The sequence below is a fragment of the Okibacterium sp. AC114 genome, from assembly GCF_979253355.1.
In genome coordinates this window covers 1-23,094 of record NZ_CEEDBR010000001.1, presented here as the reverse complement: position 1 = coordinate 23,094, position 23,094 = coordinate 1, and the positions used below count along the sequence as shown (strand labels likewise).

Below are 23,094 nucleotides of genomic sequence, written 5' to 3'. Positions count from 1 at the left end.
GTGGGGATCCCAGAATGTTACAACAGGCCACCGACACCGGGGCTCGCGAGTCGCCCGGCGCCGCTCCCCTAGCGGTAAGACGCGGCGAGTCGCCGGAAGCCCTCGTCGAGCGACACCTCGGGCGTCCACTCGAGGTCGCGACGCGTGCGCCGCTGGTCGAACCAGTGCGCCGTCGACAATTGCTCGGCGAGGAAGCGCGTCATGGGCGGTTCGTCGACACCGGGTTTGACCGACCACAGCGCCTCGACGGCCGAACCCGCCGCGCGTGCCAGCGATGCGGGCACACGCCAGGCGGGCACCGGCGCGCCGGCGGCCTCGCAGATCGACGCCAGGATGTCGGCGACCGGGCGGGGCTCGCCGTTGGTCACCACATAAGAGTTGCCGTGCACAGCGTCCACGCGTCGCAGGGCGGCCGCGATGGCGGAGGCGGCGTTGTCGACGTAGACGCTGTCGATCAGCGCGGCGCCGTTGTCGAGGATGGGCAGTCGGCCCGAACGCGCGCGGTCGACGACGCGCTCGATGAGTTGCGTGTCCCCCGGGCCCCACACGAGGTGCGGGCGCACGACGACGACGCGCAAGGCATCCGAGTCGTGGGAGAGGGCGAGCAGTTCGGCCTCGGCCTTGGTGCGGGCGTAGTCGCCGTGCGCACGCTCGGGGTCGGCGGCTAGAGCGTCGTCCCCCACGATCGACGAGCCGGAGTGCGCGACCGACGGCGACGACACGAAGACGAAACGCTCGACACCGGCGATGCGGGCGGCGTTCAGGAGCATGCCCGTGCCGCCCACGTTGACGCGACGGAAGTCTGCGGGGTCGCCCGCGAGCGAGACCTTGGCCGCCAGGTGCACGATGGCATCGACACCGTCGACGGCGCGGGCGGTGGCTGCGGCATCCGTCACCGAACCGAGGTGGTCTTCGAAACCGGGCTCACCCGCGAGGCCCGACGGGCGGCGTTGGAACGTGCGCACCGTGTGGCCATGAGCGGCGATCGCGCGCGCCGTGGCTGCGCCGAGCAGACCGGATGCCCCCGTGACGAGAACCTTCACGGCTGACGCATCCGTCCGCCCGCGAGCACGTCGGCGGCCCAACGCGACAGGCCGCTGCGGTCGATCTTCGAGTTGTGCCGAATGTCGGTGGGCAGGCGCGGCACCTCGAGCACGGCCGCCACGGGCACACCGGCAACCGCCCGAATGGATGAGGTGAGCTCACGATCGGCCAGCGCCACCCGCCGCGCGGGCGAGGCCGTCTCGACGATCACGACGATCTGCTGCGTGCCGCGTGGACCGACACCGACGACGGCGGCGCGCGCGACACGGTCGAGCGATTCGACGCGCTGCTCGGGCGCCACCGGGGTGACGACGCCGTCCGGTGTGGCGATGACGTGGGGCAGGCGACCCTCGACCCACAGGCGGCCGGCCTCGTCGAGGTGTCCGACATCGCCCGTGCGGTGCCAGCGGGTGCTGGTGGATGCCGCGGCGGCAGCGGCCGAGAAGGCCCCGGGTGAGGCATCCCCATCGCGGTGGTCGGCGTCACGGCGGTCGGCGAACGCGGAGTCGGTGCCCACGCGCGAGGCGCGATCCGTCATCCAGAGCCGGTCGTAGTTGCTCTTGAGGTGCGGGGCCGAGACGACGATCTCGCCCGTGACACCGGCTTCGGTCGTGGGCTCGCCGACGGGTTGCCCGAGGTCGTCGAGCGCGCTGATGCGCACCTGCACGGATGCCGCGGGGGTTCCCACGCACACGCCGCCGGCCGTTCGGGATGCGGCGGCGTCGCGGATGCCGTCGAGCGAGATGTCCGTCATGAGCAGGCCCTCGGTCATGCCGTAGGGCGTGTGCGCGCTCGCGTTGGGCATGAGGTCGGCCGCGGCGGCGAGGAGCGCCTCCGAGACGGGGGCGCCGGCCGACAGGAACGTCTGCACGCCGGCGAGGGCGTCGCGCTGGGCGTCGGTGAGGGCATCCGCGGTGGCGACGACATTCGTGACGGCGGCGGGTGACAGGAACACGACTGTCGCATCGACGGCCGCCGCGGCCTGGGCGACGGCCGTGGCGGTGAGGGTTTTCGGTGAGGTGACGTCCATATCGGGCGTGACCGAGCGGGCGCCTAAGGCCGGGCCGAGCAGCGCGAACGGCGCGAACCCGGCGACCAAGCCCGTGCCGACCCCGACGCCGTACTGGGCGGCCAAGGTGTCGCGGATGGCGCCGAGCTGGGCGTGACTGTAGACGACGCCCTTCGCGGGACCCGTCGAACCCGATGTGAAGAGGATGGCGGCGGTGTCGCTCGGAGCGGGCGCCGCGGGCAGCGTCTTGCCGCGCCCGTCGCGCACCAGTTCGGCGAGCGTGTGCGAGATGCCGAGCGCACGGGCGACCGCGCGCGGGAACGTCGCGACCGAGATCTTCTGGCCGGGCCAGCCGAGGGCGCGCGCGGCGGCGAGCCCGGGGGCCGCGCCGATCACATGGTCGGCCTGAGCGCCACGAATGGCTCGTGTCAGACCGGGCAGCCCGAGGCCCGCATCGGCGACGACCACGACCGCACCGAGGCGCAGGCAGGCATACAGAACGGCCGTCAGGTCGGCACCGGGCTGCACGAGCAGCGACACGCGGTCGCCCTTCTTCACGCCCACACCGGCCAGGCCGGCGGCGATCTCGCGCACGCGCCGCGACAGCAGCTTCCAGCTGACCACACGCGGCTCTGCGCCGTTTCCGGGGTTCATCTCGACCAGGGCGGTCTCGTGGCTCTCGCCCAGCTCGTCGAGATAGTGCCACAAGGGCCGGGCGGATGTCGCAGCATCCGATTCGGCGACGCGCGGCGCAGCTTCGGCCGCAACCGCTTTCGAGCCGTCGGCAAGGGAATCGACGTAAGTGTCGGCCGATCGGTCAGAGGAAGCGCCGGCCGTGACGCGGCCCGCGTTATCGCCGAGCCACGTGAGCAGGGCCCCGGCATAGTCGACGTCCTCGGCGATCAGGTGCCCGGCGCCCTCGAAGCGGTGCACATCGGCGTGCGGCAGGCGGTCGATCAGGTCGTCGAGGTAACGGTCGCTGAAGATCGGGTCGCGCGGGCCCCACAGCATGACGGCGGGCACCGTCAGGCGGCGCAGGGCCGACGAGATGCGGCTCAGCTCAGCGAAGCTCTGGTGCGAGGCATCCACCGGGATGTCGGCGACGAAACCGCCGATGCCCCCGCGTCGGGCGGCGCCACGATACGGAGCGCGATAGGCGTCCTTCACAGCGCGTGAGACGGCCGGATGTCCGAGCGCCAACGTGGTATCGAGGAAGGCGGGGGTCGCCACGGTCGCCTGACCGAGCACGCCGCGCGCCAGAGCGAGCCGCAACGGCGCCGGGATGGGCGCATCGGACGGCTGGTGGATGGCGGTGTTCAGTAGCATCAGGCCACTGAGGAGCTGGGGATGGTCGACCGCCCAGCCCATCGAGACGACGCCGCCCCAGTCGTGGCCGAGCGTGACGACGGGGCCCTCGAGCCCGATCGCGTGCGTGAAGTCGGCGAGGTCGCGCACGCGCTGCGCGAGCGGACGGTGCACGCCGGTGCGCTCCGAGAAGCCCATGTCGAGCTGGTCGACCGCGATGACGCGCCAGGCGTCACCCGAACCCGTGGCCGCGACATCCGTGGCCTGCTGCACGAGCTCGCGCCACAGGTAGGACCAGGTGGGGTTGCCGTGCACGCACAGGATGGTGCCGACGGGCGTGACGCCCAGACGCGCGAGCTCGGCGCCGTTGTCGAGCGCATGCCATCCGCGTGTGGTGCCGATGGCGTCACCCGAATCGGGAACGAGGACGATGCGGGAGAAGCGGGAGTCGAGCCCCGGCAGGCCCTGGGGTGGCATCGACGCGGGCGCCGGGGTGCGTGCGGCACCCGGCATCCGGTCTGTCACCACGCGATTTCCATCATGGCGGTGTTGAGGCCAGAGCCCACACCCATGAGCAGCACGCGGTCGCCCTTCTTCAGGGTGTCTTTCTCGGCCTCGAGAGTGATGGGGATGGAGGCGGGCCCGACGTTGCCGTAGTGCGGGTAGGTGACGGGCACCTTGCTGCGGTCGATGTGCGCGGCCTTGACGATGGCGTTGGTGTGCACCTCGCTGACCTGGTGCAGGATGTAGCGGTCCATGCTCGACCAGTTCCAGTCGCGCTTCGCTTCCTTCCACGCCGAGACGACGAGTTCCATGCCGCCCTTCAGCAGGGCCTTGGCGTCGGTGAACATGCCGTCGACGCTGCCCACGCACAGCTCGTTGAACTGGGTGGCCGCGCGCGTGACGCCGCCGAGGATGCGGTGACCCTCTGGGTGCAGGTCGGCGGGGCCGATGACGGCGGCCGCGGCACCCGAACCGAGCGTGAGGCTGGCGAACTCGCTCATGAACTCTTTGCGGCCGATGCCGCCCTTGCTGAGGCGCTCGATGGTGTTGACCTGGATCTCGTCGGCGTCTTCGCCGTCGACGATCATGGCGTATTTGATCTGGCCGGACTCGATGAGCTGCGCGGCCAGCGACATGCCGTTGACGAAGCCGAGGCACGCGTTCGCGATGTCGAAGTTGATGGCCGACGACGGCAGGCCGAGTCCGTTGTGGATGCGCACGGCGACGGACGGCTCGAGGTGCTTGCGCGTGACCGACGTGTTGATGATGAGGCCGATCTGCGACGGCTCGATGCCCGCCTCGGCGAGCGCCTTCTTGCCCGCGGCGACCGCGGCGTCGTCGAAGTTCTGGCCCTCGTCCCAGTTGCGGCGCTCGAGCACTCCGGCGACCCGCTGCAACAGACCCTGAGGCAGCTTCAGCTTCTTCAGAACCGGCTGCAACCGACTGTCGATGTCTTCACTCGTCGTGATGCGGGGGGCGATCGTGGTCGCCACCGACAGCAGTGCGACGTTGCTGTGAGTCGTCGTTGCGTTTCCGTCCAACGGATAGTCCTATCGAGTTATTGGTCTGGTCGCGGGTGAAAACACACGCCACCGGTCAATTGTTCCGTATTTCCCATGCACCGAGAGGAATGGGGATTACTCGGGCATCCGCTCATTTTCCCACGTTTCCCTGGGCGCCGGATGCTCACGGCCTGGGGCTTGCGCGCGGTGCGATTAGTCGTCGTGGCCGAGCACACCCAGCAGCAGGGCCCGGCGCACGGCGTCGATGCGCGAGGTGGCGCCCAGCTTCGCGTAGAGGTTGCTGGTGTGCCGCTTGACCGTGCCCTCGGTGATCGACAGTTCGCGCGCGATCTCGGCGTTGGAGCGCGCGAGCGCGATGAGGCGCAACACCTCGTATTCGCGGGGCGACACGAGCCCCACGTCGGCGCCGACGGCGGTCTGGTCGGTGCGCGCGGCGACGGCGTGCACGGCGCGCAACAGGTCGGCGCTCGGCATGGTCTTCGTCAGGTAGGCGGCGGCGCCGGCCTGGCGCAGCGACTCGGTGAGCATGGCGTCGCGGTGCATGGTGAGCACGACGATGCGCGTCTCGGGGGCGTGGCGGCGGATGCGGCGCACCGTGGTTGCCGCGCCGGGGCCCGGCATCTCGACGTCGAGGAGCAGCACATCGGGGCGGTGCGCGATCGCCACGCGCAGCGCATCGTGGCCGTCCGAGGCCTCGGCGACCACGTCGACGAGGGGGTCGTGGCCGAGGATCGCGACGATGCCGTCGCGGAACAGGTCGTGGTCGTCGGCGATGGCAAGCCGGATGACGGGGGCGGCGGGTTTCGTCATCAGACGTCGTCCCTCGGCCGCGTGCACCGAGACGGCTCGGGAGCGGCTGGTTCGGGCGAAGCCGCCCGGGTCGGGGGCGCCGACGGGACGGTCGGAACGTCGAGGCGGATGCGGGTGCCGGCCGAACAGCTGTCGATCTCGAGCGTGGCGCCGATGGCATCCGCACGTTCTTGCATGCCGACGAGGCCGAGCGACCCGCCGCGGCGCACGGCGGGGTCGAAGCCCGGACCGTTGTCGGTGACGCGCACGACCACGCTCTCGTCGAGCCACTCGGTCGACACGTGCATGCGGGAGGCGCCGCGTGCGTGTTTGCGCACGTTGCGGATCGCCTCGAGCACGATCGTGAAGGTCTCTTCGCCCACATCGGGGGCGAGCCGCACGGGCGTGCCCGCGGTGGTGAACTCGGGCGCCGGAGGAATCGATCGCGAGTGGTCGAGGTAGTTCTTGATCGCCTCGTCGAGGAAGGCCGTGCCCACGAGCTGGCGGATGTCGAACGCCATGCCCTGCACGTCTTCGAGTGTCGTGCGCAGGATCTCGACGGCGTCGTCGAGGTGGCCGAGGTCGCCCGCGATCGAGCTCAGTTCGACGCGCTGCAGACCCGCCGCGATGCCGTGGGCGACGTGGTCGTGCAGGGCGCGCGAGATGCGTTTGCGCGAGTCCTGGTCGGCCTGCGCCAGCTGCACGCGCAAACCCTCGACGTAGGCGATGGCGCCCGGCGGGAAGCGACGCCACAGCGCGTGATGCAACGTGTTGGCGATGCGCTGGGTGAGGGCGACGGCATCCGCGGCGGGGGCTGATGTATCGACGTAGAGCTCGACGAGCACGGGCAGCGCGACGAAGTAGATGACCTCGGCGGCCATGAGGTTCTCGGCGGGGTCGGCGTTCTGGGTCGCCCGCAGGCGGCCGACGCGGTCGAAGTCGGCGGCACTGGCATAGTCGACGGCGACGGGTGAGGTGACGGGGGTGCCGTCATCCGGATGCGTGAGCACCAACGATTCGGTCAGGATCGAGCGTGCCTGCTCCTCGAAGATCGGGTCGAGGGCACCTTCCGTCGCGAGCGAGCTGCCGCGCTCCTCGAGCGCCCCGATGAGGTCGCCGATGATGCGGTCGATCGTCTCCCGGTGCGGCGGGTGGACCGACGACGTCGAGGCGGAAGCGGGCTTCCCGGGCGCATGGCTCGCGGCTCGTGCGCCGTGTTCCGTTTCGCTCATCTCGCCTCCCCCGATCGTGATCCGCGGGGGACGACACCGTTCCCCCTTCATCGATGATGTCTCAGTGCCGCGCGAAGTGCACATCGAGCGGCGGGGCGGACTACATCTAAAGTCACATTTTGTGAGACGAACGCCCTACTTTCGGCCCGAAACGGCGCCGAAGCGGGACATTCTGCTCCCGACGGGCGCAGACGCGGTGTTATGTTTCGAGCGCTAGCACCGCCCCGGCCCCGATCGGGCGCGAGACGGCGCCGGCCGTCGGAGATCTATCGATGGGGAATCGATGGGGGGAGCCTCCGATGTGCCGGAACAGCTCCGACTTTGTCGTTGAGCACAGAGAGAGCGGGATCGCCTGGGGAGGCGGCCCCGCTCTCTCTGCGTCTGCGGACGACTCAGCGTTTAGACGACGGCATCCAGCGTCTGGTATTCGTCGTCGCTCAGCTCGATGAGCGCACCCTGCAGGTTGTCCTCGAGGTGGGCGACGCTCGACGTGCCCGGGATGGGCAGCATGGCGGGTGAGCGGCGCAGCAGCCACGCGAGGGCGAGCTGGCTCGGGGTCGACCCGTGCGAGGCGGCGATCTCGGTGAGCGGGCCGCCCTCCTTGGTGAGCTCGCCCGTGGCCAGCGGGAACCACGGAATGAACCCGATGCCGTTCTCGGTGGCGTAGTCGAGCAGCGCCTCGGACTTGCGGTTGGTCAGGTTGAACAGGTTCTGCACCGACACGATGTCGACGACCTTCTGGGCCGCCTGCAGCTCGTCGACGCTCACCTCGGACAGGCCGATGTGGCGCACCTTGCCCTCATCCTGAAGCTTCTTCAGCTCGCCGAGCTGCTCCTCGAGCGGCACCTTCGGGTCGATGCGGTGCAGCTGCAGCAGGTCGATGCGCTCGATGCCCAAGTGGCGCAGGTTGAGTTCGGTCTGCTGGCGCAGGTACTCGGGGCGGCCGACGGGAATCCACTCGCCCGGGCCCTGGCGCGTGAAGCCCACCTTCGTGGCGATGACGAGGTCGTCGGTGTAGGGATGCAGGGCCTCGCGGATGAGAGCATCCGTCACATAAGGGCCGTAGGCGTCGGCCGTGTCGATGAGGTTCACGCCGAGTTCGACGGCGCGGCGCAGCACGCGGATGGCCTCGTCGCGGTCGCGCGGTTCACCCCAGACGCCGTCACCCGTGAGCTGCATGGTGCCGTAGCCGAGGCGGTTGACCGTGAGGTCCCCGCCCAGGGTGAACGTGCCGGATGCTGCGGCGGGGCGTTCGGTGCCGGTGTTGGTGGTGTCGGTCATCGGTTCTCCTTCTGGGTCACGTCGATCAGCACCTTGCCGACCGTATTGTTCTCGACGGCGTCGTGCGCCTGGGCGGTCTCGGCGAGCGCGAAACGGTGCAGCGGCAGGCCGGCCTCCTCGCCCACCGCGAGCGCGCCGTCGGCGATGGCATCCGAAATGGCGTCGACGGCGTTCTGCTTCTGCGTGCTCGTCGTCGTGTAAGTGAGGATGAATTGGAAGCGGATGTTCTTGACCATGCTTTCCCGGAACGGCACCGCGAGCGGCTCGCTCGAGTCGGTGGCGTAGAGGGAGATGGTGCCGGAGGGCGCGATGACCGCGAGGTCGGCCTCGAGGTTGGCGTAGGGGTTCACGTCGACGATCACGTCGACGCCACCCGCGGCGATGTCGCGCACGCGGGCTGCGACATCCTCGGTGCGGTAGTTGATGATGTGGTGAGCGCCGGCCGCACGCGCCAGGGCGGCCTTCTCGTCGCTCGAGACCGTGGTGATGACGGTGGCACCGGCCCAGACGGCGAGCTGGATGGCGGCGTGACCGACGGCCCCGGCGCCTCCCGTGACCAGAATCGTGCGGCCATGCAAGCTCGCGGGGGTGAGGCGGTCGGGCAGGGTTTCGGATGCCGTGAGCGCGCGGTGGGCGGTCAGAGCGGGAATCCCCACCGAGGCGCCCACATCGAGCAGGGCTTCGTCGGGCAGCGGAACCACCTGGTATTCGGGCAGCACCACATACTCCTGCGCGGTGCCGTCGTCGCGCTGCCACGCGGCGTCCCACACCCACACGGGGTCGCCCACGCGCACGTGTTCGACGTCGTCGCCGATCGCGTCGACGAAACCGGCCCCGTCTTGGTTGGGCACCTTCGGGGTGTCGAACTCGTCGCTCGAACCCGAGCCGGCGCGCGACTTCCAGTCGGTGGGGTTCACGCCCGAGACGACGATGCGCACGCGCACCTCGCCCTTCGAGACGTCGGGCACCGGCCTGTCGACCAGCTCGAGAACGCTCGAGTCTCCCGTGCGTCGGTATTGAACAGCCTTCACGTCTTCCTCCTCAACGAAACGATGGGCGGGCGACGGGCCCGTCAGTGTCGGCAACGCGGCATGCCCGGTCACAATTCCGAGCGCCGCGAAGTGCACCACCTCTGTCATAGCCCAGGAAGCTGAAGGTTGTTCAGCCCGTTGCCCGCCGAGGCATCCGGGTGTAACGCTGGAGCATGACTACTGAACAGGTGACCAAAGACCGTGCGCTCGCGTTGCAGGCGCTGCACCAGGACGCGAAGATTCTGAGCGTCGTCAACGTGTGGGATGCCGTGAGCGCGAAGGCCGTCGCGGCACTGCCCCAGACATCCGCCATCGCCACCGCGGGGCACTCGATCGCCGCGAGCTACGGCTATGAAGACGGCGGCATGCCGCTCGACGTGGCACTCGCGGGCGTGAAGACCGTGGTGGATGCCGTGGACCTCCCCGTCACCGCCGACCTCGACGACGGCTACACCGACCCCGCCGAGACCATTCGCCGTGCCATCGCGCTCGGCGTCGTGGGCGCCAACGTGGAGGACCGCCTGCGTCCCTTCGACGAGTCGGTGCAGCGCGTCAGCGCCATCATGCGCGCGGCCGAGCAGGAAGGTGTCGCCTTCCAGCTGAATGCCCGCACCGACGCCATCGTGCGCGGCGGCGACCGCCCGGCCCACGAGAGCATCGAGGATGCCATCGCCCGGGGCAAGGCGTTCCTCGACCAGGGTGCGGCCCTCGTCTTCGTGCCCGGCGCACTCGACCGCGAGGCCATCGAACGACTCGTGGAGGGGCTCGGAGCGGGCAAGCTGTCCGTCATCGGCGCACCCGGCGCCCTGCCGGCCCCGGAGCTCGAGGCACTCGGCGTGGCGCGCGTCTCCTACGGACCGTTCACGCAGCGCGTGGCCCTGCGGGCGCTGCAGAACCTCGCGAGCGACCTGTACGGCGGAGGCGTCATCCCCACCGACACGCCGGCCCTCAACTGATCCTGGCTCGTTCGTCCGCGTCTGTTCAGCCGCGGACCAGCGGCTTGCGCTAGATTCTCTGGCATCAGACATCACCCCCCTCTGAGCTTCGGCTCACGGGGGTGATTTTCGTTTGCGGCAGTTCGCGCGCCCCTCACGCACCCTGCACCGCGTCGGGCCGGTCCTGTATCGTGCTGGGAAGTGGCCGCAGTGGACCGCCCCTCGAGGGGCAGCGACCGTTGCGGCGTCCGCGCGAGCGCAGCTCCCCTGAGAGGACCGCAAAACATGTTCGTCCCCCTCGACGCCACACCCCGCGACTATGCGTGGGGGTCGACCACGGCGATGGCCGCGCTGCTCGGCACGACGCCATCCGGTGCGCCGGAGGCGGAGCTGTGGTTGGGCGCTCACGACGGCCGGCCGACGCCCATTGCGTCCGGGGCGCCCGTGAGCGAACACGCCGACCTCGCCGACTGGTTCGCGAGCGACCCGCGCACGGCGCTCGGCGAGCTCGACGAGCTGCCGTTCCTGCTCAAGATTCTCGCCGCGGCGCATCCGCTGTCGCTGCAGGCGCACCCGTCGTTGGCGCGCGCCGGTGAGGGTTTCGACGACGAGGAGCGGCGCGGCATCCCGATCGATGCCGCCCACCGCAACTACAAGGATCGCCTGCACAAACCCGAGCTCATCGTCGCGTTGCGCGACGGATTCCAGGCGCTGTGCGGTTTTCGCGAGCTATCGGGCACCGACGCCCTGCTGGCTGATCTCGCATCGACCGCGCCCACGGCCGAGCAGCGTGCGCAGGTCGAGGGTTTGCGCGAGAGCCTGGCAGCCCCGGATGGATTGCGCACGACGGTTGCGCGCGTGCTCGGCGAGCCGGCGCAGGATCTCGTGAGCGCGGTCGTGGCCGCGGCCGCGGGCGGCGACACATCCTCCGATTTCGCGGCCGAGCGGGCCCTCGTGGCGCGCCTGGCCGAGGAGTACCCGGGCGACCCGGGCATCGTCGTGGCGACGCTCGTCAACCTGGTGACGCTGAGCGCGGGCGAGGCCCTGTTCCTTCCCGCCGGAAACATCCACGCCTATTTGGATGGCATCGGCATCGAGCTCATGGCCGCGAGCGACAACGTGCTGCGCGGCGGGCTGACTCCGAAGCACGTCGACGTGCCCGAGCTGCTCGACGTGCTCGACTTCGAGCCCCGCCCCGTGCCGCGGCTCGAACCGACCGCCCTTGCCGATGGCCTCGACCTTTTCGTGCCATGGGATGTGCCGGACTTCGAGCTGCTGCGGGCCGACGTAAACGCTCATGAGTCTTCGGCGACTCCTGAGTTCGACCTGCCTGGCCCAGCAATCGCGATCGTCACCGATGGCCAGGTCACGCTCACCGGCGAACACGGATCGACAACCCTCGACCGCGGGCAATACGCCTTCGTCACACCGGATGAGGGGCGGCTGGTCTTCACGGGCAGCGGAACGGTTTTCGTCGCCACGACGCAGGGACGCTAGCGCTCGCGCTTATTTAGTTCTGCGACCGCAGGCCGCGGTCGACCAGATCGATGAGCCACTCGAAGCTGTCGTCGACGTCTTCGGCCCAGCGGAAGCCGCCCGTCGACTGGATGCTGGCGAACCCGTGGAACATGCTGCGCACGGCGCGCAAGGCGTGGGTCGACTGCTCGGGCGCAACGTCGTACCCCTGCAACACGGCTCTCAGGGGGCGCAGGCCCTCTGCGGCGGCGAGAGCCAGGGGGTCGTCGGGGCTGAGCGGCTCGAAACTCACGGTGGCGGCATAGCGACCCGGATGCTCGAGCGCGAAGCTCCGGAGCGCGTGCGCCGCGGCGGCGAGCGCATCCCGGCCCGCGAGCCCCTGGATGGCGGCGCCCATCGCCTCGCCCGCCTCGGTGAGCGCCAACGTCGCGATCGCACGGTTGAGGTCGGCCTGGTTCTCGACGTGTTTGTAGAGCGACGGCGTGCGCACCCCGACGCGCTGGGCGAGCGCCCCCATGCTGAGCGCCGCGAAGCCGATCTCGTCGGCCAGGTCGGCGCCTGCCGCGATGACGGATGACCGGTCGAGGCCCGCCCTAGGCATGCGAACCGTTGCGGGTGGGGGCGATCGTGCTGAGGAAGGGGAGCATCGCCTCGAGTGTCTCATGCGGCGCCTCGACGTGCGGGTAGTGCCCGGCGCCCTCGATCACGGTCAGCTGGCCGAGTCCCGCGGGCAGGTCGGCGAGGATCGCTTCGCCTTCGGCACGGGGCGACACCCAGTCAGGATCGTCGGAGCCCTGGATGACGAGCACGGGGCGTGTGACGCGCGGCAGGGCCTCGCCGGCATCGACGGGCGGCAGCGACCCCATCTTCTGCAGCACTTTCATGCGGCCGGGCTGCTCGAGCGAGGTCGTGATCTCGCCGAGGCGCGCGGACCAGTCGGCGGGTTTCGCGCCCGGGTAGGCGACGTCGAGGTATTTCGCCCACTGACGGGTGCTGCCGAGCATGGTCGTGCCGATGAGGTGCAGCGCGCCGCGGCGGTAACGAGCCACACCGAAGTCGCCGAGGTGGATCTTCTGCTTGCGCGTGAACGGGCCGAGTTCGACGACCGCGGTGACGAGCTCGGGGGCGTCGGCGGCGGCGATGCTGACGGCGCCGCCCGCGATGGAGTGCCCGACCAGCACCGCCGGGCCACCGAGGTGACGCACGAGGGCGAGCAGATCGCCCGCGATGGCCGTGCGGGTGTAGGTGGGCCAATCGACGCTGGATTCACCGCAGCCGCGCAGGTCGACCGAGGCGACGCGGTAGCCCGCCGCCACGAGTGCGGGGGCGATGAAGCGGAAGGCTTCGCGGCTATCGCCCATGCCGTGAGCGAGGACGACGAGCGGGCCGGAGCCGGCGATGTCGTAGGCGAGGGTGCCTTCGTCGAGGGCGAGGAACTCGGTCATGGTGGACTCCTGTCGGTTCGGCTAACGCCGTTAGCTAGAAACTAACAGCGTTAGCCACAGGTGTCAACCGGCGTCTGAAAACCTGGTCCGATCACGCCGGGGCGGAGAGCCCATACCCCGCCCGGAAGAGTGGAGCCACCGTATCGAAGGGCACGTCCTCGCGGGATGCTTCGACCGCTTCCATCGACGACGGGATATCAAAGGGCAGGATGCCCGAGAACGGGAACTCCCCCCGGAACCCGCCGACGACCACCTGGTCGCTCGCACCGAAGTCACCGATCAGCATCCCGGCGTGCTCGATCAACGGCCCGACGATCGCGGGCCGCTCGAGGAACACCGACAGGAAGACGGGGGCGTGCTCGGCATAGGCGGCGATGCGCTCGACGGTCTCGGTCGGGAACGCGAGGCTGCCGCCGTGGAAGAAGTCGGCCATCGAGCCACGACCCGGCTCGAACGGCGCATCGAGTCTCACCAGGATGGCATCTGCCGCTTCCGGCCGGTCGACGACGTTCAGCCCCGCGGTATCCGCGAAGCCCTCGACGAACACGGCCGCGTCCTTGGACAGCACACCGCCGCCATCCGACGCGGCGAGAAGCACCAGGGAATCCCGCTGCGCGGCAGCCCCGAGGGCGACGTTCTCGGCAGAACCGCAGACCTCGCGAGCGCGCGACGCATCCACGCGGCGGTGTTCGAACAATCCGAGCCGGAACTTCTCACGCAGCAGCCGACGCGCGGACTCGTCGAGACGCTCCTCGCTGACGTCGCCCCGGTCGACCAGCTCCTCGATGAGGGACGGGTTACGGTCGCCACCGAACTGGTCCACGCCGGCCTCCAGAGCGATGCGTGCTCGATCTCGCGGCGACAGATGCTCGAGACCCCACCCGTTCGGGCCGAAGTCCATGCCGCCGATCTTTTCGCTCTCGAGCAGGTTCCAGTCGGTGACGACGATGCCATCGAAGCCGAGGCGGCGACGCAGGATGTCCTTGACCACCGGGCTATTGAACGCGAAGCCGACCTCATCCCACTCTGTTCCGACGGGTTTGCCGTAATAGGTCATGACCTGCGTGACACCGGCAGCGAATGCCCGCTCGAACGGACGGAGGTGCAGTTCCTGCTGCCCGCCCGGGTAGACCTGCTCCGGGTAGCGGGGGTCGTGCGCATCGTCGCCCTTCAACTGAGGGCCCGCCCCGGGGAAGTGCTTGACGACCGCGGCCACGGATTCGGGCCCGAGCTGCGGGCCGCCCCGCAGGGCTTCGATGAAGGCGATGGTGAGTTCTGCGACACGCTCGGGGTCCTCGCCGAAGGTGCCGAAGCCGCGCGACCACCGCGGTTCGCTGAAAATGTCGGCCATCGGACCGAGATAGACGCGGATGCCCAGGGCGATCAGTTCCCGGCGCACGACCTCACCGTAGGTCCGGGCCGCCTCTACGTCACCGATGGCCGCGATACCCGTGGTCTCCGGCCAGCGCGACAGGCTGTCGAGCGCCTGCCCGGTGAAGGGGTTGTCGCGAAACCCGTGACGCGGGTCGGTGGAGAGGGTGATCGGAATTCCGAGCCGGGTGCTCGAAGCGAGCTCCTGCAGCGTGTTTGACCATTCGGCCACGGCTGTGCTGTCACGCCCACCGAGAACATTGAAATGCGTGATGCCCCGTTCGACGACGTTGACGGATGCCATATCCACTGCCTCGGCGTCGGTGAGCGTCCCTCCCCCGGGCTCGGTCGACGGGTGGAAGAGCAGAGCCGCTTTCTCGGCGACGGTCATCCGGTTCACCAGATCGTCCACGCGACGGTCGAGGGGCAGAGTGGGGTCGAGGTAGTCGTTCATCAGACTTTCCGTTCGTGTGAGGTCGGCGTCAGCGCGTCGAGCGAATCCAGAGCATCGGGATGATGCCGGCGAGCGTGAGCGCACCGCTGACCAGAAGCAGCAGGGCGTAGTTCGGTTCGCCGTTGCCGACTCCGAGCAGGAGGGGTGCCGCGAACGGCATGATCGAGAAGGGCAGGGTGAACGCGATATTCGTCACACCGAGGTCTCGCGCCGACGTGCGCGGGTCGTTCATGGTGGCGATCGCGAAGCCGATATAGCTGCCGTAGAGCATCCCCGCCCCGACTCCGGACACCAGACTCACGCCGACCAGGAACGGACCGACACCGTCGGCCATCGTGATGACGACGATTCCGGCCGCCGTGACGACGGCGGTCGCGGCGAAGAGCAGTTTGCGGCGGCCGGTCTTGTCATTGAGCCATCCGGCTAGCGGCGCGAACAGAACGGCGAGGATGCCCGGGATCACGTAGGCGAGGGTGATCACGCCCGGCAACTGATCCTCCGCGATCTTGATGCGGTCTTGCAGGATGTAGACCGTGTAGGTCGAGACCACTCCGTACCCGCACGAGACGAGGAACATCGTCACGAGGAATCGGGCGAAATCGGGCGAGCGACGCGGATTCACGTAGAAGCTGCCGAAGAATTCGCGCACGCTGAACGGGCCGATGTCGTCGCCCGCCGGAGTGTCGTCGCGGAAGACGAGAACCAGCAGCCCGCCGAACACGATCGCGGCAACGACCGGGAACCCGAACTGCGCCAGCACGTTCGACGGGAACCACTGCACGAAGAAGACCCCGAAGAGGAGCGAACCGGATGCCGCCATCCCCGACAGCGCGCCGACGAGCCCCTGCTGCGCTTCGGGCACGCGGTCGGCGACGATCGCCAACGCCGCGGCGATCGCGGCGTTCACGAAGGCTTGCATGATGATCCATCCCAGGAGGAGCAGAGCCATCGAGTCACTAAGGCCGATGACAGCGGCGCCCACGATGGTGCCGGCCATACCGATGACGATCCAGGGGCGGCGGCGGCCGAATCGACTGCGTGTGCGGTCACTCAACCGACCGAACAGGGGGTTGGCGATCAGGGCGGTGAGCGTGCCGATGCCCGCGGCAACCGAGTAGCTCGTGGTCTTGCCCGCGGGGTCGATCTCGGAGATGCGCAGCGCGAGGGTGACCGACGCCGGGAGGTTGATCGACATCCAGATGCCGAACATCGCGAGCGCATAGATGGCGATGAAGCCGGCCCCGACGGGTGGTTTGGGGAGAGCGGGGGTGCCGGTTGTTGCGGTGTGTGACATGCGGGCCTCTTCGTTGAGCACGGTTTTGGAATCGCTACCGGTAGCGTTACCGGAATCGCTTTCGGTAGACTAAGACACGTTCACGCGATGAGTCAACATCATGCGCGAGGCTGGAGATTTCGAATGGACAAGCGCGTTACCCTCGCCGACGTCTCGCGGGTGGCCGGGGTCGGGGCCGCAACGGTCTCACGCGCGCTCGGCGATCACCCCGACGTGAGCGCCGCCACGAGGCAACGGGTGCGCGACGTGGCTCAGCAGCTCGGCTATCGCCCGTCCATCGCCGCTCGCGCCCTCCGCGGGGGCGGCTTCCACGCGATCAGCGCAATCGTCCCCGATGAGGCCTGGGGTTGGTGGGAGCCGGTCATCCATGCAGCATCCGACGCCGCGGCCGAGGCGGGATATCAGTTGATGGTGCACCCGATCGCGGGAATGGAGGGAGGGGCAGCATCCGTCGTCGATGGTCTCGCCAGCATGCCGACAGAGGGCGTCATCGTCATCAGCGTCCCCGATCAGGCGACCGTGCGAAAAGCATGTGACGACATCGGCCTGCCCGCCGTAGCGATCGATGACACGGCTCCCGTCATCCAGTTCCCCACCGTCTCCCCCCGCAACCGCGAGGGCGCCAAAGCCGTCGTCGCGCATCTGATCGAACAGGGTCGATCATCGATCGCGCTTCTGCGGGGCACGCTGGAGCCGTCGGACAGGCAATGGGGTGCGGGACTCTTCATCGACGAGCGCGAGGCGGGATATCGAGACGCCCACGCCGAAGCGGGCCTCACAGTAGACGAGGAACTCATCATCGATGTCGCACAGCCCTTTGCCGAGACCGCCGTTACCTGGCCCGAGTTCGACACACTCCTCTCCCGCGGCGCCCGGATCGATGGGCTCTTCTGCATTGCCGATCTGATGGCCCCGCCCGCATACCGCACGCTGCGGAAGCACGGGTTGGCGATCCCCGCAGACGTCGCCGTTGCGGGCTTCGACGACGAACGGGCCGCGCGACTCGTCGACCCCCCGCTCACCACCGTGCGACAGCCCTATCGCGAACTCGGTTCCACCGCGGTCCGGCTCCTGCTTCAGGCCATCCACGGCGAAGACGTACCCCATGTGCGACACGAGCTCGCCACCGAGGTCATCCCTCGGGAGTCCTCGGTTTCCCCTGTCGGCGCCTAAGAATTCCTCGCGCGTCGCAGGATGAGCGGCACGACCACCCAGATGACCGTGACGACGATGAGGATGCCGGCGCCCGCGACGATTCCGGCGGTGCGCCCGATCACGAAATCGCAGACGAACATGGCGACGCCGCCGAACAGCAACGAGCCGAGAGCGAGACACACGATCAGGATGCGGCTGGCCGCCGTCACGAGCACGGCTTTCGCCCCGCGGCGGAACAACAGGCGGTGCAGGGCGACCGGCGCGAGGGCGAGCAGCGTGACCGCGGCCGCCAGGAACACGAGCACCAGATAGGTCGTCACCTCAAACGTGTCGAGCTTCGTGAAGCGCGCCTGGAACGGGAGCGTGACGAGAAAGCCGGCGAGGATCTGCGTGCCCGTCTGCAGCACCCGGAACTCCTGCATGAGCTCGTCCCAGTTGCGGTCGGAACGCTCGTTGGGTGTCTCGTTGCGGCCGTCGTTCGGCGCGGCATCCATCGTCGTCTGCATGTGACGCCTCCCTCGGTGTCTCGGGCGGCGATCGGGCGCGGACCTCGCCACCGCTGGGCCAGAAGTTTAGTCCCGTCGGGCGGAGCTCGCGCGGGCGTGGCACCACGATTGTCGGGGCCGTGCGAAGGTGGGAAGATCGACGGATCGCGTGCGTGCGGCCGTGGGTTGGGAGACACGTGGACGAGCGGGAATCGACATCCGGTGTGCACGGGCTGCCCGCCGGCACCGAGAAGCCCGCGCATCTGCAGTGGTCGCTCATCGCGTTGGTCGCGGTCGGCGGGGCCGTCGGCACGGCCGCGCGCGAGGCGTTGACGCTGGCCTTTCCCGTGCAGACCTCGGGCACCGACGGAGCGATCGGCTCCGCGGCCCCGGGCCTTCCCCTGACCGTCGGCCTCATCAACGTGGGCGGCGCCTTCGTGCTCGGCATCCTGCTCGCCGCCCTCACGGCACGGGGCCCCGATGTCGGACGCCGCCGCACCCTGCGCGTGACCTTCGGCACAGGTGTTCTCGGCGGGTTCACCACCTACAGCGCCCTCGCCGCCGACACCGCGGGGCTGCTCACGAGCGGCTCGACGAGCCAGCAACTCACCGGCGCCGCCTATGCGGTCGGCAGCATCGTCATCGGCGGCGCGGCGAGCGCCCTGGGCATGTGGATCGGCAGTCGCGGCGCACCACACGCGGGCAGTCGCCCGCTAGCCGCAGACTCCCCCGCCGGCGGCCCGCGCCCGGCTGTGCCCCGCGAACGCGCAGGTGACTCGTGACCCCGCTGCTCTTCATCGCCATAGCCCTCGCGGGTGGTCTCGGTGCCGCCGCCCGGTTCGTGCTGGACGGCGTCGTTCGCGCCCGAACGGCATCGCGCACGACGTTCCCGGTCGGCACCTTCCTCATCAACGCGACGGGTTCGCTCCTGCTCGGCCTCGTCGTGGGGCTCACCGCGGCGCAGCTTCTTCCCGAAACGCTGCACGCCGTCGTGGGGGCGGGATTCCTCGGCGGCTACACGACCTTCAGCACGGCCAGCTTCGAGACGGTCCGCCTGCTGCAGGAGCGACGTTTCGGCGCTGCCGCCCTCAACGGCTTCGGGATGCTCGCGGTCTGCGTGCTTTTCGCCACCGCCGGGCTCCTTCTCGGCTCAGCCCTCTGACGTCGAGGGCGCGCCCAGGAGCCGGTTTCGGCGCGGAGCGAACGCCGTGGTCACGGTCACCGAAACGGTGACGCTGACGGGCTCGGGCAGGCGCGCAACCCGCTCGGCCAAGACATCCTCGTCGACGTGGTGGGCGCTCGGACCCATGAGCACGTCGTTCAGGACATCCGCGTGACTCATCGACGTCTCGTATTCGACGACGATCGACGACAGATCGGTAAACCCGTCGAGCTGGGCGGCCAGGCGCTCCTGTTTGCGATCGTCGACGCCGATCATGCCGAGCGGGCCCACGAGTTCGCGCAGGTGGCGGGCAGTCGGCGTGACGACGACGAGCCGTCCGCCCGGCTGCAACACGCGCAGGATCTCGGGCCTGTTGCGCGGCCCGAAGATGCTCAGGATGGCGGCGGCCACACCCGTTTGCAGGGGCAGCGGTTGCCACACATCCGCCACGATCGCGGCCAGCGTCGGCGAGGGGACATCACCGTCGGGAGTGCCACGGCGGGCCGCGCGGCGGGCGGCGAACTTCGACAGGTCGATGTCGATGCCGCGCATCTCGGGATGGGCTCGCAAGACGCGATCGAGGTAGTAGCCCGTGCCGCCCGCGAGGTCGACCACGAACCCCTGCCGGCTCACGGGGGTCGGCGCCGGCGCGCGAGCAGGAGCCTCGGCCTCGGCGTCGGCGTCGGCGTCGGCGTCCTCGCCCACCCCGGAAGAAGGCACGGTCGCGAGAGCGGCGGCCACGGCATCGGCGATGCGCTCGTAGTGGCCGCGGCCGAGGAGGGCGTCGCGCGCCGCGACCATATCCGCGTTATCCCCTGTCCCCGCGTTTCCGCCCCCGCGAAGCAGCGACACGTAGCCCTGTTTCGCGACGTCAAAACCGTGTCCGGCGGCGCAGGTCAGCGCAGTCTCGTCGTCGTTGACGGCGATCGCCTCGCCGCAGACGGGGCACGCGAGCGCATCGATCACCCGTGAGAGCGAACCGCGCCGCGCACGGTTGGCCGACGCCGACGCAGCCGGCGTCGCGGTCGTTCGAGAGAACGAACCCGTCGCGGTGGTCGCCGCGCGTTCTGCGTGCTCGCTGCCGGATGTCACGGTCGAAGTCTCCTCGAGGTCGATCCATCCTCCCACGCGCTCGATGGTGCGACCGGGGGCCGGGCGCGGCGGAAAGCTCAGCGCTGCGAGGCGCTCCACTCCAGCGAGTGCTGCACCTGCTCGGCGCTCAGCTGCGTCTCGGCGCCGCAATTGGTGCACCGGTTGACGTGCTTCTTCGAGAACGAGAACAGGGGCACGAAGAACAGCGTGAAGCGGTTGGCACGTTTGATGACCTGCTGCGGCGCCCGCACGTTGCACACGGCGCAGACGAAGGTGACGACGTTGACGATGCTCTCGGTCACGCGGCTTCCGAAGATGAGGAGCACGGGCGCGCCCCTACAGTTCCGAGGCCGAGACGGCGAACGTGTCGCACGCCTGCGGCCCGCCGTCGAGACCCGCGGTGAACCACTTCTGGCGCGAGGCGCTCGAGCCGTGCGTCCACCTGTCGGGGTCGACCTGGCCCGAGGACTGTTCCTGAATGCGGTCGTCACCGATGACGGACGCCGCATTCAGGGCATCCGCGATCTGCTCGTCGGTGAAGGGTTTGAGCAGGGCCTGGCCCGACGCATCCTCGGTGGTCGACGCGAATTTCGCCCAGGCACCCGCGTAGCAATCGGCCTGCAACTCGGTGCGCACCGAATCGGATGCCGGGCCCGAGCCTCCACGGTCGGTGCGATCGAACACGCCCGTGACCTTTTGGATGTGGTGGCCCCACTCGTGCGCGATGACGTACATCTGCGCGAGCGACCCGCCAGACGCGCCGAACTGCGTGCGCAGCTGCTCGAAGAACGACGGGTCGACGTAGATCTGCTCGTCGGCGGGGCAGTAGAACGGGCCCGTGGCGCTGGATGCCTGGCCGCAACCCGTGGAGATGCCCTGGCTGAAGAGGTTCACGTCGGCGGGCGACCGATAGGCGGCACCGAGCACGGCGGGCGAAGCCTCGGCCCAGTAGTCGTCGAGCGAGTTCGAGGCGCCGACCACCAGGCAGTCGGTGCGCTCGTTGGCGTCGGCCCCGGTCTCGCAGTCGAGCGCGACCTCTTGTGACGAACTGCCCCCGCCGACACCGCCGCCGCCCACGAGCCCCGTGAGGTCGACACCCAGCAGCTGCGACAGGATGAACAGCCCCACCACGACGACCGCGCCGCCACCGCCGGCGATCGCGGTGTTGCGGCCGCGCTTCGACACCTTGGACGTATCGAGGCGCGCGTTGTCGTTGAAAGTCATCCCCCGAAGTTACCTGTTTCCCGAACCACCCGGGGAGGGGTTGCGCGGCCCGACCGGCACTGTTTCGGGCACGAACGAGGGGTGGGATGCCGCAGCCCGCGCAGCATCCCACCCCTCGTGATCGAGCGTGATCGGCTATTGCCCGCCCGCCTGGGTGTAGGCGGTCATGGCGGCGGCCTGCGCGTCTTCGAGCGCCTTCTCGGGCGTCTTGTCGCCCAGCAGCGCCGACGTGATGGCGTTGTTCAGCTCGCTCTTGATGGCCTGACCGGCCGGCGAGGAACCGAACGAACGGCCCTCGGCGGCAACGTCGTAGAACGTCGAGATCGTCTGGTCGAATCCGGCGTTCCCACTGTCTCCGACGAACTTCTCGCGCACGGCCTTGTCGGCTTCGGGCGATCCGGTGAAGAGGCCCGTGTTGATGGCGCCGGGCTTTGCGGCGATGGTGTCGGCTCGGGCCTCACCCGCGGCCATCCAGGCGTCCTGCGAGGTCAGATCGAGGGCCCACTGGCACGCGGCCGACGGGTTCTTGGCGCCCGTCGGGATGACGAACGCGGTGCCGCCGGTGACCGAGAAGGGCTCGCCGTCCTGGTCGCGGAAGGGCACGGCCTCGATCTCGACCTGGTCGGCATAGGGCGAGAGCACGTTCACGTACCACTGCGCGTTCAGCTGCGCGCCGACCTGGTCGGCCACGAACTGGTTGTTGTCGCCGAACGTGTCGAAGGAGTCCGAGAAGCTCTTCATCTTGGCGAAGCCGCCCTGCGCGTCGGCCAGCTCGGTCAAGAACTCGATCGCCTTGACGTTGTTCGGGTCGTCGAGCGTGGGCTTGCCGTCGTCGTCGATGACCTGGCCGCCGTAGCCCAGCATCCACAGTTCGCCCTGGCCGGTCGCGACCGGGTCGAAGCCGATGGTGGTCGGGTTGCCGCCCGATTCCTTGTACATGTTCTTGGCGGCCTCGATGAGGACGTCGGGTTTCGAGGTGTCCATCTGGTCGGCCGTGACGCCCGCGGCATCCATGACCTTCTTGTTCAGGATGATTGCGGGCGGCTGGTAGAACTGCGGAACACCCCACATCTGGTCGTCGTAGGTGACATCGTCGACCACGTTCTCGTACCAGCGCTCGTCGGCGTCGACGTCGCCCGCCGCGAAGCATTTGTCGAGGGGCTGGATGAGGCCTTGCGCGGCGTAGGTGCCCACGAATTGGCGGTCCATCTGCACGATGTCCGGCACCGAACCGCTCGCGGCGCGCGTGGTGAACTTCTGCGCATCGAAGGCGGTCTGGTCGATCTTGATGTCGATGTCTTTCAGCTGCGCCTTCGCGTAGTCGAGGCGGCTGGTGCCCACGTCGTCCGCGTTGTCGAAGCCCCAGGCGTTGAGCGTGCCCGTCGGCGTGGTGGTGAAATCGGCGGCGGCGGTGTCGTTGCCCCCGCCGGAGCATCCCGCGAGTGCGACCAGGGCGGTCGCGACCCCGACGGCGAGCAGAGTCTTCTGTGACTTCTTCACGTGTCCCTCACTTCTTTCGAAACTACTTCTTAACAACCACAGCGGAGAAGCGCTGGTCAATCCCTTTCATTGCCAGCGCTTCTCTGCCAGCGGATGCGAGCCGGTCTCGTTTTCGACCGGCGATCAGCCCTTCCGCCACTCGTCGGTCTCGAGGTGCGAACCCGCCTGCGGCCCCATCTGCAGCATGCCGCCGTCGACCACGAGAGAGGCACCCGTGACATACGAGGCCTGCGGCGAAGCCAGGAAAGCGATGGCCGCGGCGATCTCTCGGGCGTCTCCGGGGC

22 protein-coding genes are annotated in these 23,094 nt (G+C 69.2%); 5 read left to right on the top strand and 17 right to left on the bottom strand.

Annotated elements, in window-relative coordinates; translation table 11 throughout:
* Positions 1-68: 68 nt before the first annotated feature.
* The 7 genes from ACZ6IE_RS00110 to ACZ6IE_RS00080 all read right to left on the bottom strand — a co-directional run bounded on the left by ACZ6IE_RS00110 (position 69) and on the right by ACZ6IE_RS00080 (position 9,217).
* On the bottom strand, positions 69-1,043 hold the full coding sequence (locus ACZ6IE_RS00110) for an NAD-dependent epimerase/dehydratase family protein (protein ID WP_464606037.1): 975 nt from the start codon (positions 1,041-1,043) through the stop codon (positions 69-71).
* Positions 1,040-3,871, bottom strand: coding sequence for an alpha/beta fold hydrolase (locus tag ACZ6IE_RS00105; protein WP_464608564.1), 2,832 nt, complete (start codon positions 3,869-3,871; stop codon positions 1,040-1,042). The genes ACZ6IE_RS00110 and ACZ6IE_RS00105 overlap by 4 nt, the downstream gene beginning before the upstream one ends.
* Before the next feature lie 8 nt (positions 3,872-3,879).
* On the bottom strand, positions 3,880-4,902 hold the full coding sequence (locus tag ACZ6IE_RS00100) for a 3-oxoacyl-ACP synthase III (protein ID WP_077054528.1): 1,023 nt from the start codon (positions 4,900-4,902) through the stop codon (positions 3,880-3,882).
* 174 nt (positions 4,903-5,076) lie between these two features.
* Positions 5,077-5,694 carry a response regulator gene (locus tag ACZ6IE_RS00095; protein ID WP_464606035.1) on the bottom strand — a complete coding sequence of 206 codons (618 nt, stop codon included), beginning with the start codon at positions 5,692-5,694 and terminating at the stop codon, positions 5,077-5,079.
* Positions 5,694-6,905: a sensor histidine kinase gene (locus tag ACZ6IE_RS00090; RefSeq protein WP_464606034.1), complete on the bottom strand. Its 1,212-nt coding sequence runs from the start codon at positions 6,903-6,905 to the stop codon at positions 5,694-5,696. The genes ACZ6IE_RS00095 and ACZ6IE_RS00090 overlap by 1 nt, the downstream gene beginning before the upstream one ends.
* 399 nt (positions 6,906-7,304) lie before the next feature.
* The gene (locus ACZ6IE_RS00085; protein WP_464606032.1) at positions 7,305-8,186 is read right to left on the bottom strand and encodes an aldo/keto reductase; all 882 of its coding nucleotides are present in this window, start codon (positions 8,184-8,186) and stop codon (positions 7,305-7,307) included.
* Positions 8,183-9,217 (bottom strand): NADPH:quinone reductase, encoded by a 1,035-nt coding sequence (locus ACZ6IE_RS00080; protein ID WP_464606030.1) that lies wholly within the window; start codon positions 9,215-9,217, stop codon positions 8,183-8,185. The genes ACZ6IE_RS00085 and ACZ6IE_RS00080 overlap by 4 nt, the downstream gene beginning before the upstream one ends.
* A 173-nt stretch (positions 9,218-9,390) precedes the next feature.
* Between ACZ6IE_RS00080 and ACZ6IE_RS00075 the strand changes: the two genes are divergently transcribed.
* Both ACZ6IE_RS00075 and manA read left to right on the top strand, forming a co-directional pair.
* Complete coding sequence (locus ACZ6IE_RS00075) at positions 9,391-10,173, top strand: isocitrate lyase/PEP mutase family protein (protein WP_464606028.1); 783 nt, start codon at positions 9,391-9,393, stop codon at positions 10,171-10,173.
* Positions 10,174-10,437: 264 nt separating this feature from the next.
* Positions 10,438-11,649, top strand: coding sequence for a mannose-6-phosphate isomerase, class I (gene manA / locus ACZ6IE_RS00070; protein ID WP_464606026.1), 1,212 nt, complete (start codon positions 10,438-10,440; stop codon positions 11,647-11,649).
* Positions 11,650-11,662: 13 nt separating this feature from the next.
* Here manA and ACZ6IE_RS00065 read toward each other — a convergent pair whose 3' ends face one another.
* The 4 genes from ACZ6IE_RS00065 to ACZ6IE_RS00050 form a co-directional block, all read right to left on the bottom strand.
* A complete protein-coding gene (locus ACZ6IE_RS00065; RefSeq protein WP_464606024.1) occupies positions 11,663-12,229 on the bottom strand; it encodes a TetR/AcrR family transcriptional regulator in 567 nt (188 codons plus the stop codon).
* Positions 12,222-13,073: an alpha/beta fold hydrolase gene (locus ACZ6IE_RS00060; protein ID WP_464606022.1), complete on the bottom strand. Its 852-nt coding sequence runs from the start codon at positions 13,071-13,073 to the stop codon at positions 12,222-12,224. Before ACZ6IE_RS00060 ends, ACZ6IE_RS00065 begins: the two co-directional genes overlap by 8 nt.
* A gap of 91 nt (positions 13,074-13,164) precedes the next feature.
* Positions 13,165-14,898: a glycoside hydrolase family 3 protein gene (locus ACZ6IE_RS00055; RefSeq protein WP_464606020.1), complete on the bottom strand. Its 1,734-nt coding sequence runs from the start codon at positions 14,896-14,898 to the stop codon at positions 13,165-13,167.
* 28 nt (positions 14,899-14,926) lie between these two features.
* Positions 14,927-16,192 carry an MFS transporter gene (locus ACZ6IE_RS00050; protein ID WP_464606018.1) on the bottom strand — a complete coding sequence of 422 codons (1,266 nt, stop codon included), beginning with the start codon at positions 16,190-16,192 and terminating at the stop codon, positions 14,927-14,929.
* 123 nt (positions 16,193-16,315) lie between these two features.
* Here ACZ6IE_RS00050 and ACZ6IE_RS00045 point away from each other — a divergent pair, with 123 nt between their 5' ends.
* Positions 16,316-17,365: a LacI family DNA-binding transcriptional regulator gene (locus ACZ6IE_RS00045; RefSeq protein WP_464606016.1), complete on the top strand. Its 1,050-nt coding sequence runs from the start codon at positions 16,316-16,318 to the stop codon at positions 17,363-17,365.
* Here the strand turns inward: ACZ6IE_RS00045 and ACZ6IE_RS00040 are convergent.
* On the bottom strand, positions 17,362-17,853 hold the full coding sequence (locus ACZ6IE_RS00040; RefSeq protein ID WP_464606014.1) for a DUF6328 family protein: 492 nt from the start codon (positions 17,851-17,853) through the stop codon (positions 17,362-17,364). The genes ACZ6IE_RS00045 and ACZ6IE_RS00040 overlap by 4 nt on opposite strands.
* Positions 17,854-18,029: 176 nt before the next feature.
* Between ACZ6IE_RS00040 and ACZ6IE_RS00035 the strand changes: the two genes are divergently transcribed.
* Both ACZ6IE_RS00035 and crcB read left to right on the top strand, forming a co-directional pair.
* Positions 18,030-18,614: a fluoride efflux transporter FluC gene (locus tag ACZ6IE_RS00035; protein WP_464606012.1), complete on the top strand. Its 585-nt coding sequence runs from the start codon at positions 18,030-18,032 to the stop codon at positions 18,612-18,614.
* On the top strand, positions 18,611-18,994 hold the full coding sequence (gene crcB, locus ACZ6IE_RS00030) for a fluoride efflux transporter CrcB (protein ID WP_464606010.1): 384 nt from the start codon (positions 18,611-18,613) through the stop codon (positions 18,992-18,994). Before ACZ6IE_RS00035 ends, crcB begins: the two co-directional genes overlap by 4 nt.
* Here the strand turns inward: crcB and ACZ6IE_RS00025 are convergent.
* The 5 genes from ACZ6IE_RS00025 to ACZ6IE_RS00005 all read right to left on the bottom strand — a co-directional run.
* A complete protein-coding gene (locus tag ACZ6IE_RS00025) occupies positions 18,983-20,185 on the bottom strand; it encodes a putative RNA methyltransferase (RefSeq protein ID WP_464606008.1) in 1,203 nt (400 codons plus the stop codon). The genes crcB and ACZ6IE_RS00025 overlap by 12 nt on opposite strands.
* Positions 20,164-20,412, bottom strand: a complete 249-nt coding sequence (locus ACZ6IE_RS00020; RefSeq protein WP_079726373.1) for a zinc-ribbon domain-containing protein — start codon at positions 20,410-20,412, stop codon at positions 20,164-20,166. Before ACZ6IE_RS00020 ends, ACZ6IE_RS00025 begins: the two co-directional genes overlap by 22 nt.
* A gap of 10 nt (positions 20,413-20,422) precedes the next feature.
* Positions 20,423-21,310 carry a KPN_02809 family neutral zinc metallopeptidase gene (ypfJ, locus tag ACZ6IE_RS00015; RefSeq protein WP_464606005.1) on the bottom strand — a complete coding sequence of 296 codons (888 nt, stop codon included), beginning with the start codon at positions 21,308-21,310 and terminating at the stop codon, positions 20,423-20,425.
* A gap of 135 nt (positions 21,311-21,445) precedes the next feature.
* A complete protein-coding gene (locus ACZ6IE_RS00010; protein ID WP_464606003.1) occupies positions 21,446-22,810 on the bottom strand; it encodes an ABC transporter substrate-binding protein in 1,365 nt (454 codons plus the stop codon).
* 123 nt (positions 22,811-22,933) lie between these two features.
* The coding region (locus ACZ6IE_RS00005; RefSeq protein ID WP_464608563.1) for an SDR family oxidoreductase at positions 22,934-23,094 on the bottom strand (161 nt) is incomplete at its 5' end.

Coding starts and splice junctions, on each gene's coding strand:
- ACZ6IE_RS00105 (WP_464608564.1), bottom strand. CDS start 3,871: ATGCCGGGTGCCGCACGCACCCCGGCGCCCGCGTCGATGCCACCCCAG.
- ACZ6IE_RS00095 (WP_464606035.1), bottom strand. CDS start 5,694: ATGACGAAACCCGCCGCCCCCGTCATCCGGCTTGCCATCGCCGACGAC.
- ACZ6IE_RS00090 (WP_464606034.1), bottom strand. CDS start 6,905: ATGAGCGAAACGGAACACGGCGCACGAGCCGCGAGCCATGCGCCCGGG.
- ACZ6IE_RS00085 (WP_464606032.1), bottom strand. CDS start 8,186: ATGACCGACACCACCAACACCGGCACCGAACGCCCCGCCGCAGCATCC.
- ACZ6IE_RS00075 (WP_464606028.1), top strand. CDS start 9,391: ATGACTACTGAACAGGTGACCAAAGACCGTGCGCTCGCGTTGCAGGCG.
- manA (WP_464606026.1), top strand. CDS start 10,438: ATGTTCGTCCCCCTCGACGCCACACCCCGCGACTATGCGTGGGGGTCG.
- ACZ6IE_RS00065 (WP_464606024.1), bottom strand. CDS start 12,229: ATGCCTAGGGCGGGCCTCGACCGGTCATCCGTCATCGCGGCAGGCGCC.
- ACZ6IE_RS00060 (WP_464606022.1), bottom strand. CDS start 13,073: ATGACCGAGTTCCTCGCCCTCGACGAAGGCACCCTCGCCTACGACATC.
- ACZ6IE_RS00055 (WP_464606020.1), bottom strand. CDS start 14,898: ATGAACGACTACCTCGACCCCACTCTGCCCCTCGACCGTCGCGTGGAC.
- ACZ6IE_RS00050 (WP_464606018.1), bottom strand. CDS start 16,192: ATGTCACACACCGCAACAACCGGCACCCCCGCTCTCCCCAAACCACCC.
- ACZ6IE_RS00045 (WP_464606016.1), top strand. CDS start 16,316: ATGGACAAGCGCGTTACCCTCGCCGACGTCTCGCGGGTGGCCGGGGTC.
- ACZ6IE_RS00040 (WP_464606014.1), bottom strand. CDS start 17,853: ATGCAGACGACGATGGATGCCGCGCCGAACGACGGCCGCAACGAGACA.
- ypfJ (WP_464606005.1), bottom strand. CDS start 21,310: ATGACTTTCAACGACAACGCGCGCCTCGATACGTCCAAGGTGTCGAAG.